General features: G+C 54.1%; 13 protein-coding genes. 4 read left to right on the top strand and 9 right to left on the bottom strand.

Annotated features, from left to right (window positions below; genetic code table 11):
• Positions 1 to 98: 98 nt before the first annotated feature.
• The 6 genes from IE092_RS08655 to glpK form a co-directional block, all read right to left on the bottom strand.
• A complete protein-coding gene (locus IE092_RS08655; RefSeq protein ID WP_189356677.1) occupies positions 99 to 536 on the bottom strand; it encodes a hypothetical protein in 438 nt (145 codons plus the stop codon).
• A gap of 1,014 nt (positions 537 to 1,550) precedes the next feature.
• Positions 1,551 to 2,681 carry a GNAT family N-acetyltransferase gene (locus tag IE092_RS08650; protein WP_189356675.1) on the bottom strand — a complete coding sequence of 377 codons (1,131 nt, stop codon included), beginning with the start codon at positions 2,679 to 2,681 and terminating at the stop codon, positions 1,551 to 1,553.
• Positions 2,682 to 2,698: 17 nt separating this feature from the next.
• Positions 2,699 to 3,913, bottom strand: a complete 1,215-nt coding sequence (locus IE092_RS08645; protein WP_189356673.1) for a BtaA family protein — start codon at positions 3,911 to 3,913, stop codon at positions 2,699 to 2,701.
• A gap of 119 nt (positions 3,914 to 4,032) precedes the next feature.
• Positions 4,033 to 4,389: a hypothetical protein gene (locus IE092_RS08640; RefSeq protein WP_189356671.1), complete on the bottom strand. Its 357-nt coding sequence runs from the start codon at positions 4,387 to 4,389 to the stop codon at positions 4,033 to 4,035.
• A 52-nt stretch (positions 4,390 to 4,441) separates the two neighbouring features.
• On the bottom strand, positions 4,442 to 4,987 hold the full coding sequence (locus IE092_RS08635; RefSeq protein ID WP_189356669.1) for an SRPBCC family protein: 546 nt from the start codon (positions 4,985 to 4,987) through the stop codon (positions 4,442 to 4,444).
• Positions 4,984 to 6,459: a glycerol kinase GlpK gene (gene glpK / locus IE092_RS08630; RefSeq protein ID WP_189356667.1), complete on the bottom strand. Its 1,476-nt coding sequence runs from the start codon at positions 6,457 to 6,459 to the stop codon at positions 4,984 to 4,986. Before glpK ends, IE092_RS08635 begins: the two co-directional genes overlap by 4 nt.
• 257 nt (positions 6,460 to 6,716) lie before the next feature.
• Between glpK and IE092_RS08625 the strand changes: the two genes are divergently transcribed.
• A complete protein-coding gene (locus IE092_RS08625; protein ID WP_229793102.1) occupies positions 6,717 to 6,962 on the top strand; it encodes a hypothetical protein in 246 nt (81 codons plus the stop codon).
• A gap of 160 nt (positions 6,963 to 7,122) precedes the next feature.
• On the opposite strand, the gene IE092_RS18815 is transcribed toward IE092_RS08625, so the two are convergent.
• The 3 genes from IE092_RS18815 to IE092_RS08610 all read right to left on the bottom strand — a co-directional run bounded on the left by IE092_RS18815 (position 7,123) and on the right by IE092_RS08610 (position 9,487).
• Positions 7,123 to 7,566 carry an FKBP-type peptidyl-prolyl cis-trans isomerase gene (locus tag IE092_RS18815; RefSeq protein ID WP_308427122.1) on the bottom strand — a complete coding sequence of 148 codons (444 nt, stop codon included), beginning with the start codon at positions 7,564 to 7,566 and terminating at the stop codon, positions 7,123 to 7,125.
• 79 nt (positions 7,567 to 7,645) lie between these two features.
• Positions 7,646 to 8,377, bottom strand: a complete 732-nt coding sequence (locus IE092_RS08615) for a substrate-binding periplasmic protein (protein ID WP_189356664.1) — start codon at positions 8,375 to 8,377, stop codon at positions 7,646 to 7,648.
• A gap of 201 nt (positions 8,378 to 8,578) precedes the next feature.
• Complete coding sequence (locus tag IE092_RS08610; RefSeq protein ID WP_189356661.1) at positions 8,579 to 9,487, bottom strand: LysR family transcriptional regulator; 909 nt, start codon at positions 9,485 to 9,487, stop codon at positions 8,579 to 8,581.
• Positions 9,488 to 9,614: 127 nt separating this feature from the next.
• Here IE092_RS08610 and IE092_RS08605 point away from each other — a divergent pair, with 127 nt between their 5' ends.
• From IE092_RS08605 to IE092_RS08595, 3 genes are read left to right on the top strand one after another with little or no spacing between them, the layout of a single operon-like run.
• Positions 9,615 to 11,102, top strand: a complete 1,488-nt coding sequence (locus tag IE092_RS08605) for a CoA-acylating methylmalonate-semialdehyde dehydrogenase (RefSeq protein WP_189356660.1) — start codon at positions 9,615 to 9,617, stop codon at positions 11,100 to 11,102.
• A 53-nt stretch (positions 11,103 to 11,155) separates the two neighbouring features.
• Positions 11,156 to 12,190: an NAD(P)H-dependent flavin oxidoreductase gene (locus IE092_RS08600; protein WP_189356658.1), complete on the top strand. Its 1,035-nt coding sequence runs from the start codon at positions 11,156 to 11,158 to the stop codon at positions 12,188 to 12,190.
• A 19-nt stretch (positions 12,191 to 12,209) separates the two neighbouring features.
• Entirely contained in the window at positions 12,210 to 13,844 is a 1,635-nt protein-coding gene (locus IE092_RS08595; RefSeq protein WP_189356657.1) for a GMC family oxidoreductase, read from the top strand.
• The last annotated feature ends 261 nt before the right edge of the window (positions 13,845 to 14,105 follow it).

Here is a 14,105-nt window from a genome sequence, read left to right as displayed (position 1 = left end):
TACTGTGGACAGATGCCCGCATATCCACAGTACAGTTCTTCCTACAGTATTCTTCCGATACACAATGCACGGCAAATGCATCAGGCATTTCTGCTGTTTCAGCTTTTCTGACCGAGTGACAACTTTGCCTGCATTGCTGCAAAACGACGGTTGATCGCTTCTGGCCAGAAACTGGTCCCGTCAAATAAACCATCCTGCGTATTTTGTGCAGAAAAGTGCAGAGATTTGGGTGTTTGTGCCAGCCCCGCACCGGATAAACTTTCTTCAGCCCAGTAACCTTCGACACTTTGTCCGGCATAGTGAAGTGTCAGCTTATTTTTTGAGCATTCCCATGTGCCACGCCAGGTATGTGACTCCCGAAAAGGATGCTGACCAGGCATCCAGCTTTCGCGTGTCAGCGTAAAAGTCCCGTTTTTTGCCAGTTGCAGCTCAGCAGAAAACTCTGATTCGGTGATTTTCTGAAATTTTCCGGCCGAAAAATCACAGGCAAATACCGATAAGGGACTCAGCAAACAACAAAACAGCCATTTCTTCATGGTTTTCTCCGTTCCTGATGAGGAATCAAAAATGCAAACAGAGAAAACCTAGTTCACCGGTGGAAAAGTTCAAGTTTATTCACGTAAAAGCTGCAGACGCAGTACTCCCAATACTGCCTGATGCATCGTCATTTAGCGTGCTGGCTTTTCTAAGTCACGGATTCTAAAGCCCTTTTTTGCAAAAAGCGAGTGCCTGAAAAATGGCTGTGGATAGCTTAAGAATGAATAACTGTATACAAAAATGGTAGTAATGGTTAACGGGCGTTCTTTTTGTGGATAACTTGGTAAACATCCACAAAATCAAATGTTTACTTTCAGGATAAGGTTTTGCAGAAAGTCTGTAAAAAGGGCGGACGTTAACTGAACAAAAAATCCGGTTTTGCGTAAACCAGTAGTTGATCACAAAGATTGCAGGGGATATGAGCAGGGTTATCCACAAAAATATTTTTCACCAGCCCGTTTTTTTGTCGCGTTTACGATGTTGAACGGTCATTTTTGGTGTTTTGCGATGGTCTTCAGAAAAAAAACCGGTATTTCAGGGTGAGGAGTGATCAAAAGTGCATTGCTGAACTTTTCAAAAAAGGAAAGTTTGGAGACAAGCTGAAAAAATAAAAAAAAAGACCGTCTGGTTTTAAAAGTGACTGAGTTGGATTTTTTGGAAAAGACATTTGTCTGCAAAAATTTTCCCGATGCTTTTGTATGAATTTAATAGATATATATATCTGTAGTAGAGATAGTTAACGCAGGTGGTTTGTTGTGGATAAGTACGTAAACATCCACGTTTACAGTCACTTAGTGCCTGTACAGAGCTATTGATAAGCCATGTAAGAATTGCTGGCAGTTTCGGGATAAAAATATGCAGCCTGAAAAGATGCAGTGTTGTCCCCAAATTTTCCGTGGATAAAGCCAGTGCTTTTCCACAGGAAAACAGACTGTTTTTTTAGCGGGTTTCAGGAGAGTTTTTGGTGAGATGAGGGCAGTTTCAGGCAGGCCGTACGATAGCCTGCCTGACGTTCAGCGGTGGATGGTGTCGGCTTTTTCCAGCAATGCCGGTGCACATTGTTGTAATACGCGATGCATCAGATGGCTAGTCAGTTGGCGGCAACCCGGCAGATGCGCCAGATGGATGGCGGTGTATTCTGTTTCACCTTTACCACCGCGCGCCAGTTTGAAACTGGCAGCACCGGAACTGTAATGCAGGCGCAGTTGCTGTTCTCTGGCCTGATCCAGCAATAAAGCCATCAGATGACGGTATAAGCCCAGTTTTGCCGGCAGACTGGTGTCATAGCCGATCAGTGGTGTCGTTATCCAGCCGGAATGCGGTTCGGTTTGTAAGCCCAGTACGCCGCATAATTTTCCTTCATAACGCAGGGCGAAAAGCTGCAGGAAGCGGGTTTCCAGACACAGCGCGAAAAAATCTTCACTGAAATCCGGGTTCAGTGCGGAATGCTTGTGGATAAACACCTGACGAAACAGCTGGCGCAGGGCTGGAATGTCGGCAGGTTGCAACTGATCATGATGTATCAGGCTGACTTCCGCACGTTTCAGTAATTTGGCATCCTGTTTTACATGGTTATGTTTCCAGACTGCAGGATCGGACGGATCGCACAGATAGATACGGCGCGCAGGCAGCATCAGCCAGCCTTGCTGTTGCAGATGCTGCATGGTGTCGTGATGCAGACTGTGGCACAGATTCCGTATCATCCATGGCCGTTCAGGAAACTGACGTCGCAAGGCTGCTGGCAGACAGGCAATCTGTTCGGCTTGCCAGGGCTGATACAGATTGGTAGACACCAGATGGTTACCGATGATTGCCGCCTGATCCAGTTTGCAGCGCCACATCATGGCAGCCAGTGGTGATAAGGCGACGGAAGCAGCGAACGATGCCAGAGTTTGCCAAGGTGCTGCAACGTGCTGGCGCAGTTCGTCACGGGGGTAGCGTATCCAGGCGGAATACGGACTGCAGGTATAAGCGGTAACCGCATCAGATTTCTGCAGCAGGCTGACCGGCAAATGCTGCCCGGCCCATTCCAGCTGATCGATCTGACACGCGGCATTACTGACCCAGTGGCTGCCGCCGCGGGCTTTCGCGGTCATCAGCCACAGAGCCTCCGCCACCTGTGAAGATGGTAAAGGCGAATTCAACTCGGCACCTGTCGGGGTCAGCGTTTGCGGTACAGATGCATACCGCCGTAGATGGCAGAGCGGTCGGTCGCGTACAGGCGGCGGTTATGTTCCGGATCGGTTTCCCATTGCTGCAGAATCCCCGACGGCAGTTTTTCTTCCAGCGGTGACTGGCTGCCACCGGTGCGGAACACGACACGGGCGCCTTGTGTGGCGGTACGGGTGACTTCGCGCCATAAACCGGTCAGCTGGCCCTGATCCATCCAGTCCTGCGCATCCAGAAACAGATATGCATCCAGACTGTTATTCGGCTGGTGTTGCAGGAAGGCGGTCAGCGTGGTGTGATGGCCATGCACGCGGTCGATATGGCTGCGGATTGCCTGGAAATGCTGTTCCTGCAGATACAGCGGCAATGCGGTCTGGCAGCTGGTGTCATAGCGGCGTGCGAATGCCTGATGTGCAAAGCAGTTTTCGTTCAGCGGGAAATCGCAGGCCAGATGACGCATGCGCTCACGGAACAGTAAATGCAGACCGTCCGGTGCATCTTTGCGTAATTCTTCAAACTGCGATGGCGGAATACCGAGGCTGTACAAGGCTACAGGCTGACGTGCAATCCAGCGGAAAAAGGCGGTGTCGAATACCGGTGCCACATACTGATCGAACAATCTTGCCTGATCCTGCAGATCACGTGCTTCCATCATTTTGCTCAGATCACCGCCAAGCCGGCGTGCCAGCCAGTGCGACAAACCGATAAATTCGCCGAGCAGACCGTGCTGATAAGTCTGACGGGTGAAATAATGATAACGTGGTTTCCCATTCATGCTGCGCTTCTCCCAGAATGCACGGGCATTGCTGTCCAGATGTTCGCGGATATGGCGCTGATACCGTTTCAGATTATCTTCCTGACCGGCATCGCCGAGAAAACTCAGTACTGACTGGTAATCCGGCAGATGGCGGATCGCCTGCTGTTTGATGTTCAGCATGGCAAGATGGGCGGCATTCAGATCCACTGCGTGCACGACCGACGGGCGTGTGCTCAGGTAAGCCAGGGCATTACAGCCGCCGGAAGAAATGGTCAGAATGCGCGAACCGGGTTCCAGTTGCAGCGCATCGATATCCGATTGCGGATCTTCCCAAATCTGTGCGTAGACGAGGCGACTGAACCAGTGTGCGAACAGACGGTCTGCCAGACCTTTACTGCCTGCGGTAGTGGAATTGATGACGGCGCTGTCGATCAGGGCTTTGCTTGTCATGGGAAGTCTCCTGTTTGTTGTGTGAAAACACAATAGGAGATCAGAATGACAATCTGGTGACAGTTTGGTGAAGATTGTGTGAAGCCTGTCAGTCACAACGGACAGGCTACAGGTGATGCTTATCTTTCCTGATGACGAATCGCCAGTTTGCGGCGGCGGTTACGGAAAAATAAAAAGATCTGATAAGCGAAATACATCGAAGCGATCACCGGCATCGACATAATCAGCAGCAGCGGTATGCCGTGTACGCCGACCGGACCGCTCCAGACATCTTTCGCCGTCACTTCTTTGACCGGTTTTGCAGGTTCCGCTTCCGGCATGGTCGGCACATTGATTTTGACCGCAGATGCAGGGACATCTTCCTGCGTGACAACGAATACCGGTTGGGTTGCCGTTGCCTGGGCAGGCTTGGATTGCGCAGCGGCGGTCAGGCTGGTGCAGCACAGCGCCAGCGTCAGGATCAGCTTGGATTTCATCGGGGGAATACTTCGTTCGGACAGAGTGCACAGTGTAACGGATGCCAGCCGCTTAGTGTGCCGGCACAGGCGTTTGTTCTGCCAGAACTTTCAGTTTTTGCAGGCCGGTTTCGAAATCATTGCCGATCAGCCGGTCAGCAAACGGGACCAGCGCCCGCAGCAGCCAGCGTTCGCCGGTGCTGGCCTGCATTTCCCAGACGACAGTGGTGGCGTCTCCGTCGGGAATCAGCACCAGACTGCCTTTGGCCTGACGCAGCAAACCTTCCAGATGCATATCGTAATACACCGCCTGATCTGCATAGACCTCGGTGAAGCGGATGCCACCATTGCCCTGTGTACGGCTTTGCCATTCCCATTCGGCATCTTTACCCTGATCCGGCCCTTTGTACTGACGTTGCATTTCGGGATCGGCGCGGTGCCAGTAAGTCCATGCCGGCCATGCGCGCGGCCGTGAAATCAGCGGAAAAATCGCCGCCGGCGTTGCCTGGATACGGATACTGCGTCTGACCTGAAAGTGATCCGGCTGCAATGCGATCAGTCCTGCTGCGATGCTCAGCAGCAGGATGGTCAGCAGCAACATCCGGGTCAGGAGTTTCATGGGCAGCGCACCTGGCGGATGGCGGTTTCCCAGTCATGCATCAGTTGTCCGGCCTGATCGCGGCTCATGGTTGGCAGGAACTGACGGTCTTGTTGCCACAGGCTTGCACATTCCTGCTCTGATGCAAAAATGCCCGCGCCGAGTCCGGCCAGCAATGCCGCGCCAAGCGCGGTGGTTTCTGTCACTTTCGGACGTATCACCGGAATACCGAGCAGATTGGCCTGAAACTGCAGCAATAACTGATTTGCAGCAGCACCGCCATCGACCCGTAATTCAGCCAGCGGCGCAACGGCATCGCGCATCATCGCCTGCAATACCACGGTGCTCTGAAAGGCGATGGATTCCAGCGCGGCGCGGGCGATGTGGGCGACCGTGGTACCACGGCTCAGTCCGAGTATCGCGCCTTTGGCACTGGCATCCCAGTAAGGTGCGCCGAGGCCGGTGAAGGCGGGGACAAACACCACGCCGCCGGAATCCGGTACGGTCGCTGCCAGCAATTCCACATCCGGTGATGAACGGATAGCCTGCAAGCCATCGCGCAGCCATTGCACCACCGCGCCACCGATAAACACGCTGCCTTCCATTGCATACGCCGGATTGCCATCAGCACTGCAGGCTGCGGTAGTGATCAGTCCATTGGAAGACAGGGCGGCGCGCTGACCGGTATGCATCAGCATAAAGCAGCCGGTGCCATAAGTATTTTTTGCCATGCCGGGACGCAGACAGGCTTGTCCGAACAAGGCCGCCTGCTGATCACCGGCAATCCCGCACAAGGGAATTTCTGCACCGAACAGGCGGGTGCTTCCGGCTTTGTGGGCGGACGGGACGATTTCCGGCAAGACCGCTGCCGGAATGTTGAACAAATCCAGTAATTCGGAGTCCCACTGTCCAGTATGTAAATTAAACAACATCGTGCGTGAGGCATTGCTGACATCGGTGATATGCAGCTGTTTTTCGCTGAGCTGATAGCAGAGCCAGCTGTCAACGGTACCAAAAGCGATTTCACCGCGGGCAGCGCGTGCATGGCCATCGGGAATCTGATGCAGTAAATAACTCAGTTTGGTCGCAGAAAAATACGGATCGGGCACCAGTCCGGTTTTGTTGCGCAGCATGTCTGTGTGGCCGGCAGCGCGTAATTGTTCGCACTGATCTGCGGTACGGCGGTCTTGCCAGACAATCGCATTCGCCAGCGGCTGACCGGTTTGTTTATCCCAGACGATGGTGGTTTCGCGCTGATTGGTGATACCGATTGCCAGAATCTCGGATGCCTGAATGCCCGCCTGCCGTATCACGGTATGACAGGTGGCGAGCTGGCTTTCCCAGATTTCCAGCGGGTCGTGTTCCACCCAGCCGGGTTGCGGAAACAGCTGGCGGAATTCACGTTGTGCGGAGGCAACGATCTCGCCTTGCAGGTTAAACAGGATGCTGCGGGAGCTGGAGGTGCCCTGATCAAGGGCTAACAGATATGGCATGGCAGTCTGAAAAAGTTGCTTGTACTTTGTATGTTAGCGCTCCGTTGTACGGCTGAACAGGGCGCGTCGCAAATGCAAGCAAGGAAGCAGCTGTTTGCACTTGTTACACATGCTTTACCAGATTGTCATGAATTTATGATAATTTACTTATTGTTAAATTTTGAGTGTGAACAACCGGTAGCAGGCTGACTGTAGCGGTAAGCAGTCCGTCCGGCGGTGAAGTTCACCGGCAGGGGGAGGCGGAATTGGATGGCTTGATGTTTTTTGGCAGCGCATTGCTGGCGCTGCTGTTGCTGAGCGTGGCCCGTTTGCGCCGTTCAGCACGGATCTGGTGGATTGCGGCCATGCTGCTGATGGGACAGTGTATTTACGGCTGGTATGTGTTCATTTTTCCGGCATCCCAGCAGTGGATTTTTATTCTCGGCACGCTGGTAACGGCACTGGTGTTATCCGGCTTTTTCTATGTGATGTACACCAGCGATCATCAGAAAGAATCGCTCTGAGCCCCGGATAAGCCATTTTTGACCCCGAATGCGGATTTTTGCATAGCAATCCGGCGGTCGTCGGCAGAAAGTCCGGCTCTCCGTAAATGTCAGATGCGGACTTCTGCACAATCAGCGCTTACCGGACCGTCTTGGCAATAGCGCTGAACTCAGGATCCGCTCAGCGGATATCAATCAGTTCCACATCAAAAATCAGCGTCGAGTGCGGCGGGATCATGTTACCGGCACCGCGTGCACCGTAGCCGAGTTCAGACGGAATCACCAGCGTGCGTTTGCCACCGATTTTCATACCTGCAACGCCCAGATCCCAGCCTTTAATCACCTGACCGGCACCGACACGGAAAGTCAGCGGTGTGCGTCCGGATGAGCTGTCGAACAGTTGTCCGCGTTCTCTCGGTGCGAATGAGTCATACAGCCAGCCGCTGTAATGCACCACGGCAGTCTGGCCCGGCTGCAGTTCGCGGCCTTCACCGGTTTTTACATCAATCTTTTGCAAACCACTGGCCTGTGCCGCCGCATCCGGTGCGGTGCTTTGGGCGTTGGCAGGCAGAGCAGACAGACTGGCCAGCGCCAGCACAAACGGAGCAACAAATTTGTACATCATGGTCTTTCGTTCAGAGAGAAGGTCAGGTCGGCATTGTACAAAAGGCGGCTGCCATCAAAAAGCAAAAAGCAGCATTGCGTCAGCGTATGCCGTATTTACGTTGCAGTTTTTCAGTCAGGCCTTCGTGGTCCAGCTCTTTATTGATACGGTTGAAATTCTCGATGCGCTGTTTATCCATGCCCGGATAGCACAGCATGTATAACTCGATCTGGCGGTATTTGACGGCGCGGACGATGTCATTGCCGATGCCTTGCTGTTGCGCCAGAAACATACCGTGCAGTTCGGACACAATCCAGTAATCCAGACGTTTGTTAATCAGCAGACGCGGATTATCTTCATCGGTGCTGGCAAATTGAATGTTGTAACCCTGTTCGGTCAGTTGCAGGCCGGTGGCGGCATTTTTGTACGAGCCTATGCTGTAGGGCTTTGCATCTTCAAATTGCTTCAGCATGCGCGGGTCGTCGCGGCGTTTGTACAGTACCCAGGTGTCTGTGGTCAGCGGGCCTACCCACTGAAAGAATTTTTCGCGTTCCGGTGTGCGCCGGAAACCGAACAGACAGGCATTTGATTCAGTCAGCGCAGCATTCAGTCCGCGCGCCAGTGAGGTACTGGTGAACACCGGTGTTTCTTTGGAACGCTTCATGATTTCCGCGACTTTTTCCGTCAGAAATCCCCGGATTTCACCGCTTTGCGGATCCGTATGAGTGAACGGCCCGTATTCCTGAATATACAGTTGTATGCTTTGCGCCTGTGCGCCGGCGCTGGCAGACAGGGAAACGGCGAGAAGGGGAATCGACAATACTTTCAGCACGGTATACCTGATAGTTGAGTAACGGTGAACAGCAGACTGCGCGACGCGGTATCGCTGCCCGGACGGATGCGGCGCGCCGGAAGCGGGCAATTATTATAGCGGTGTATGCGAATTGCATTGCTGAGAGGAATCAGTTTGCATTGTATTTCATCAGAAATAGCCACAGTCATTCGCGGATCATGTTGGCAGAAATCCACAAGCTTACAGGTCAGGCAGGCTGGGAACGCTGTGCCAGCACTGCTGAATCAGATGCAGCGCCGCAGCGATTACCGGTTCTTCGGCGCGTTTCTGATCGCAGATGAAATGCATACCGGTTTGCAGACTCACGCTGTCGGCAATCACCAGATCATGGGTTTGTGCTTCGCGCACCGCGATCGATTCGCGGATTAAGCTCAATCCGACACCGGATTTCACCAGATCCAGCATGCTCGGTTCCTGATCTACCAGTGCCACCTGATGCGGTTGTACGCCGGCTTGTGCAAAAATCGGTAACAGCAGACGCGAATGCACAGACTCCGGCGGTGTCCATATCCATGGCAATTGCGCCAGTTGTTCCCAGTTTTTTCCCTGTACCCGTTGTTGCCACCCTGCCGGTGCCAGCACACGGTAAGTGAATTGCGTCAGCGTCACGCTGTGGATAGCCTCCGCGCAATCCACAGGTAATTCGCCGAGATAAAAGCCGACGTCCAGCTGGCCTTGTCGCAGAGCTTGCAGCACCTGACCCGACATGCCGTGCTGCAGTCTTGTGGATAACTGCGGATAACTTTCTACCAGCCGTTTCAGGAACATGCCCAGCCGCGTGAATTCCGGATCGAGGATGGTGCCGATCGCCAGTTCGCCGGAAACAGTGGAGCACAGCGCCAGCGCCGCCTGCCGGAATTCCTGTGCGCTGGCCAGTGCCCTCTCGGCAAACGGTTGTAACTTCGCACCATGCTCTGTCAGCGTCATACCGCTGCCGCCGCGTGTGAATAACTGCAATTGCAATTCTTCCTGCAGTGCTTTCAGCTGCAGACTGACTGCTGGCTGGGTCACATGCAGTTTTTCCGCTGCACGGGTCAGATTGCCTTCACGGGCAACGGCGGCAAAAGCACGTAACTGAATCAGATCCATTGTTATCCTGTTAAAAGTATCTTTTTGGTAATTATAAGCATGTTTTATATGTTCATTGATAAAGACTGATTGGATTTCTGTTAAGCCTTTGCGTAAGCTCAACCGGATAACAGCAAGGAGAACTCGGATGATAGGACACTGGATTAACGGACAAACACTGGTACCGGAAGGCAGCCGCTGCCAGCCTGTGTATAACCCGGCCACCGGTCAGGTCACAGAACAGGTGGTACTGGCAGACACCGCCATCGTTGATCAGGCGATTGCGGCAGCGGCAGCTGCTGCACCGGAATGGGCAGAAACCGCGCCGCTGCGTCGTGCACGGGTGATGTTCCGTTTTAAAGAATTACTCGATCAGCATCACCGCGAAATTGCGGCACTGATTACCGCAGAACACGGCAAGGTATTTTCTGATGCGATGGGTGAAGTGACGCGCGGCATCGAAGTGGTGGAATTTGCCTGCGGTATGCCGCAACTGCTGAAAACCCAGTTTTCCGACAATATCGGCGGTGGTATTGATAACTACAACCTGCGCCAGCCGCTGGGGGTGACGGCGGGTATCACGCCGTTTAATTTTCCTTTCATGGTACCGATGTGGATGGCACCGCTGGCGCTGGCCACCGGTAACAGTTTTATTCTGAAACCATCCGAACGTGATCCTTCCTGTTCTTTACTGATTGCCCGCTTGCTGAAACAGGCTGGCTTACCGGACGGTGTGTTCAATGTAGTGCAGGGCGATAAAACCGCAGTTGACCGTTTGATCAGTCATCCGCAGGTGGCGGCCTTATCCTTCGTCGGTTCCACACCGATTGCTGAATATATTTATTCAGAAGGAACACGTCACGGAAAACGGGTACAGGCACTTGGCGGCGCGAAAAACCATCTGGTCGTGATGCCGGATGCGAATCTGGAACAGGCAGTCGATGCACTGATGGGTGCAGCTTACGGTTCTGCCGGTGAACGCTGTATGGCGATCTCGGTGGCAGTGGCTGTCGGCGCTGTTGCCGATGATCTGGTACAGGCGCTGATTCCGCGCGTAAAAGCCTTACGCATCGGTAATGGCATGGATGAACAATCCGAAATGGGACCTGTCATTACAGCTGCACATAAAGAAAAAATTAAGTCGTATATTCAGAAAGGAAAAGAAGAAGGTGCGCAATGTCTGGTGGATGGCAGCGAACTGACTGTCGCCGGACATGAGCAGGGATTTTTCCTCGGCGGCACCTTGTTTGATCATGTCAGAGAAGGCATGACCATCCACCGTGAAGAAATTTTCGGACCGGTATTGTGCGTGGTACGTGTACCGGATTTTGCCGCTGCGCTGGAACTGATTAACCTGCACGAGTTTGGTAACGGCGTTTCTTTATTTACCTCGGATGGTAATACCGCTCGTGAATTCAGCCGCCGTGTACAGGTCGGTATGGTGGGTGTGAATGTCCCTATTCCGGTGCCGATGGCATGGCATTCCTTTGGTGGCTGGAAACGCTCGCTGTTCGGTGATCTGCATGCTTACGGCGAAGACGGTGTGCGCTTTTATACCCGCTATAAATCGGTGATGCAGCGCTGGCCGGACAGCATCGCAAAAGGGGCAGAATTTACGATGCCGGTGGCGAAGTAATTGTTCTTGTCGTTTGCATGGCTTAACCACAATCCTAACAATTCGGAGACATCATGCAGGACTTTCTTTCGCTGTGCCCGCTGCCGCTGATTCAGGCACCGATGGCGGGTGGTGCAACCACACCGGAGCTGGTGGCGGCAGTATCACAGGCTGGCGGGCTGGGCTCGCTGGCGGCTGCATTGCTGCCGCCGCTGGCGATTATCGAGCAGGCAGAACTGATTCGTCGCCTGACGGATAAGCCTTTCGCCATTAATTTATTCGTCCTCTGTCGCCCGCGTCCGGCAGACGAGGATGTGGAAGCTGCGCGCGCCCTGTTGCGTCCGTTTTGTCATGAACTTGGTTGGGACAGCGTACCGGTACCAGCGCGCTGGTGTCTGGATTTTGAAGAGCAGCTGGAAGCGGTGATTACCGCGCGACCAGCCGTCGCCAGTTTTACCTTTGATGTGCTGCATGGCAGTCAGATTCAGCGTTTGCATGATGCCGGTATTCTGGTGGTGGGAACCGCCACGACGCTGGCGGAAGCGCAGGTCTGGCAGGCGATGGGGGCTGATGCGGTGTGTCTGCAAGGCACGGAGGCGGGCGGACATCGCGGTACGTTTATCGGAAGGCAGGAAGCCGCAACGCTGGGCTTGCACGAATTACTGGCGCAGTGTCTGCCGCATATCCGCATACCGCTGATTGCCGCCGGTGGCCTGATGTCCGCACAGGATATCGCGCAGATCCGTGCGGAAGGCGCTGCGCTGGCGCAGCTCGGAACGGCGTTTCTGTGCTGTCAGGAGTCCGGTATTCCGGAAGTGTATAAAGAGCGCCTGCTGGCTGCCAGCAGCGATACCACACGCCAGACCCGCGCGATTTCCGGTCGGCTGGCACGCGGGCTGGATAACCGGCTGATGCGTTTGCTGGATAAGCATGCGGATCAGGTTCCGGCTTATCCGGTACAGAATGCGCTGACCACCGCGATTCGCGCCGAGGCGGCACGTCATGACAATCCGGAGCTGATGTCCTTGTGGGCGGGGCAGGGTGTCGCCCGTTGTCAGCGATTGCCGGCGGCAGAACTGGTGCAGCAACTGATGCATCCGTCGTCCTGATGCAATGGGAGATAACTGTATGCAGTCTGCCGGAATTTATGACTTTATTGTGGTCGGTGGCGGTACCGCCGGCTGTGCGCTGGCGCATCGTTTATCCGCCAGTCCGCAGCATGAAGTATTGCTGATCGAAGCGGGTGGTAAGGATGATTATCTGTGGATACATGTGCCGGTCGGCTATCTGTACTGCATTAACAATCCGCGCACGGACTGGATGTACCGTACCGCCGCTGAACCGGGCTTACACGGGCGCAGTCTGTTATATCCGCGCGGTAAAGTGCTGGGTGGCTGCTCCTCGATTAACGGCATGATTTATATGCGCGGACAAGCCAGTGATTACGACCACTGGGCAGATGTTTGCGGTGATGACAGCTGGCGCTGGGATAAGGTACTGGAATGGTTCCGTCTCAGTGAAGATTATCATGGTGGCGAAGATCGCTGGCATGGCAGCGGCGGGCCGTGGCGCGTGGAAAAGCAGCGTCTGTCGTGGAAAATTCTCGATGCTTTCCGTGCTGCGGCAGCTGAAACCGGTATTCCCTACACCGAAGACTTTAACCGTGGCGATAACGAAGGCAGTGCGTATTTTGAAGTGAACCAGAAACGCGGTATACGCTGGAACACCACCAAAGCCTATTTGCGCGAAGCATCGCGCCGGCCGAATCTGACCATCATGACCGGCTGTCAGGCAGAGCGTTTATTGTTCGATGACGTCAACGATGCCACCCGTTGTACCGGTGTGCAGTTCACCGGCGGCGGTACACGCTGGCAGGCGCAGGCACGGCGCGAAACCGTGCTGGCAGCAGGCGCGATTGGCAGTCCGGCACTGTTGCAATTATCCGGTATCGGCGATCCGGCACATCTGCAAGCGGCGGGTGTTACGCCGCTGCATACGCTGCCGGGCGTCGGGAAAAACCTGCAGGATCATTTGCAATTGCGTTCTGTGTACAAGGTGCAGGGCGTGCCAACCCTGAATGGATTAACGCAGCACTGGTGGAATAAAGCGGCGATTGGTCTGGAATATCTGTTGCGCCAGAGCGGACCGATGGCGATGGCACCGTCGCAGCTGGGTTTGTTCACCCGTTCAGATGCATCGGTAGCCACACCGGATTTGCAATATCATGTGCAGCCTTTATCGCTGGATAAATTCGGTGATCCTTTACATCCGTTTCCGGCCTTCACCGCCAGCGTTTGCCATTTGCGTCCGACGTCACGCGGGACGGTGCAGATCAGCAGCCCTGATCCGCAGCAGGCACCGCAGATTGCGCCGAATTATTTGGGTACTGAATATGACCGGCAGGTGGCGGCACAGGCATTACGTCTGACGCGCCGTATTGTTGCAGCACCGGCATTGCAGGCATATCAGCCGGAAGAGATACGCCCCGGTCTGCATTGTCAGACTGAGCAGGAATTGCAGCATGCCGCCGGTGAGATCGGCACGACGATTTTTCATCCGTCCGGCACCTGCCGCATGGGCAAAGCAGATGATGCGCAGGCGGTCACTGACAGTCGCTTAAGGGTGCGCGGCTTGCGTGGTTTGCGTATCGCGGATGCATCGGTAATGCCGCAGATTACTTCCGGTAACACCAATTCACCGACGCTGATGATTGCGGAAAAAGCCGCACAAATGATGTTGCAGGATGTGTTGTCCGGCGCATAGAAATTGTTGTTTCTGACGCAATACCAGCACCGGCATGCGGTGACATGCCGGATAATCAACAAAGGTTTTCACGCCACATCCCAGATTGTTCCGGCGTACAGGGGCAGTAAAGGGTGTGGCGTTTGCTTCAGGTTTCAAACTTCTTACTGAGGGCATTCCCGCTTTGCGCGGAATGCCGGACACTCCGCAGAGAGTGATTGTTGTGGGTAGGCACTGAGGATGTCTGAGCGCTGTTCAGTGCTGTCATTCGTGGTTCGCAAC

This window comes from Cognatundibacterium squillarum (genome assembly GCF_014652435.1).
GTDB classification, from domain to species: Bacteria; Pseudomonadota; Gammaproteobacteria; order Burkholderiales; family Burkholderiaceae_D; genus Undibacterium; species Undibacterium squillarum.
This window is presented reverse-complemented; position numbering and strand designations above follow the sequence as displayed.

Bases quoted from the DNA above. Each gene is read 5' to 3' on its own strand.
- IE092_RS08655 (WP_189356677.1), bottom strand. From the start codon at position 536: ATGAAGAAATGGCTGTTTTGTTGTTTGCTGAGTCCCTTATCGGTATTT.
- IE092_RS08645 (WP_189356673.1), bottom strand. From the start codon at position 3,913: ATGACAAGCAAAGCCCTGATCGACAGCGCCGTCATCAATTCCACTACC.
- IE092_RS08640 (WP_189356671.1), bottom strand. From the start codon at position 4,389: ATGAAATCCAAGCTGATCCTGACGCTGGCGCTGTGCTGCACCAGCCTG.
- IE092_RS08635 (WP_189356669.1), bottom strand. From the start codon at position 4,987: ATGAAACTCCTGACCCGGATGTTGCTGCTGACCATCCTGCTGCTGAGC.
- glpK (WP_189356667.1), bottom strand. From the start codon at position 6,459: ATGCCATATCTGTTAGCCCTTGATCAGGGCACCTCCAGCTCCCGCAGC.
- IE092_RS08625 (WP_229793102.1), top strand. From the start codon at position 6,717: ATGTTTTTTGGCAGCGCATTGCTGGCGCTGCTGTTGCTGAGCGTGGCC.
- IE092_RS18815 (WP_308427122.1), bottom strand. From the start codon at position 7,566: ATGATGTACAAATTTGTTGCTCCGTTTGTGCTGGCGCTGGCCAGTCTG.
- IE092_RS08610 (WP_189356661.1), bottom strand. From the start codon at position 9,487: ATGGATCTGATTCAGTTACGTGCTTTTGCCGCCGTTGCCCGTGAAGGC.
- IE092_RS08605 (WP_189356660.1), top strand. From the start codon at position 9,615: ATGATAGGACACTGGATTAACGGACAAACACTGGTACCGGAAGGCAGC.
- IE092_RS08600 (WP_189356658.1), top strand. From the start codon at position 11,156: ATGCAGGACTTTCTTTCGCTGTGCCCGCTGCCGCTGATTCAGGCACCG.
- IE092_RS08595 (WP_189356657.1), top strand. From the start codon at position 12,210: ATGCAGTCTGCCGGAATTTATGACTTTATTGTGGTCGGTGGCGGTACC.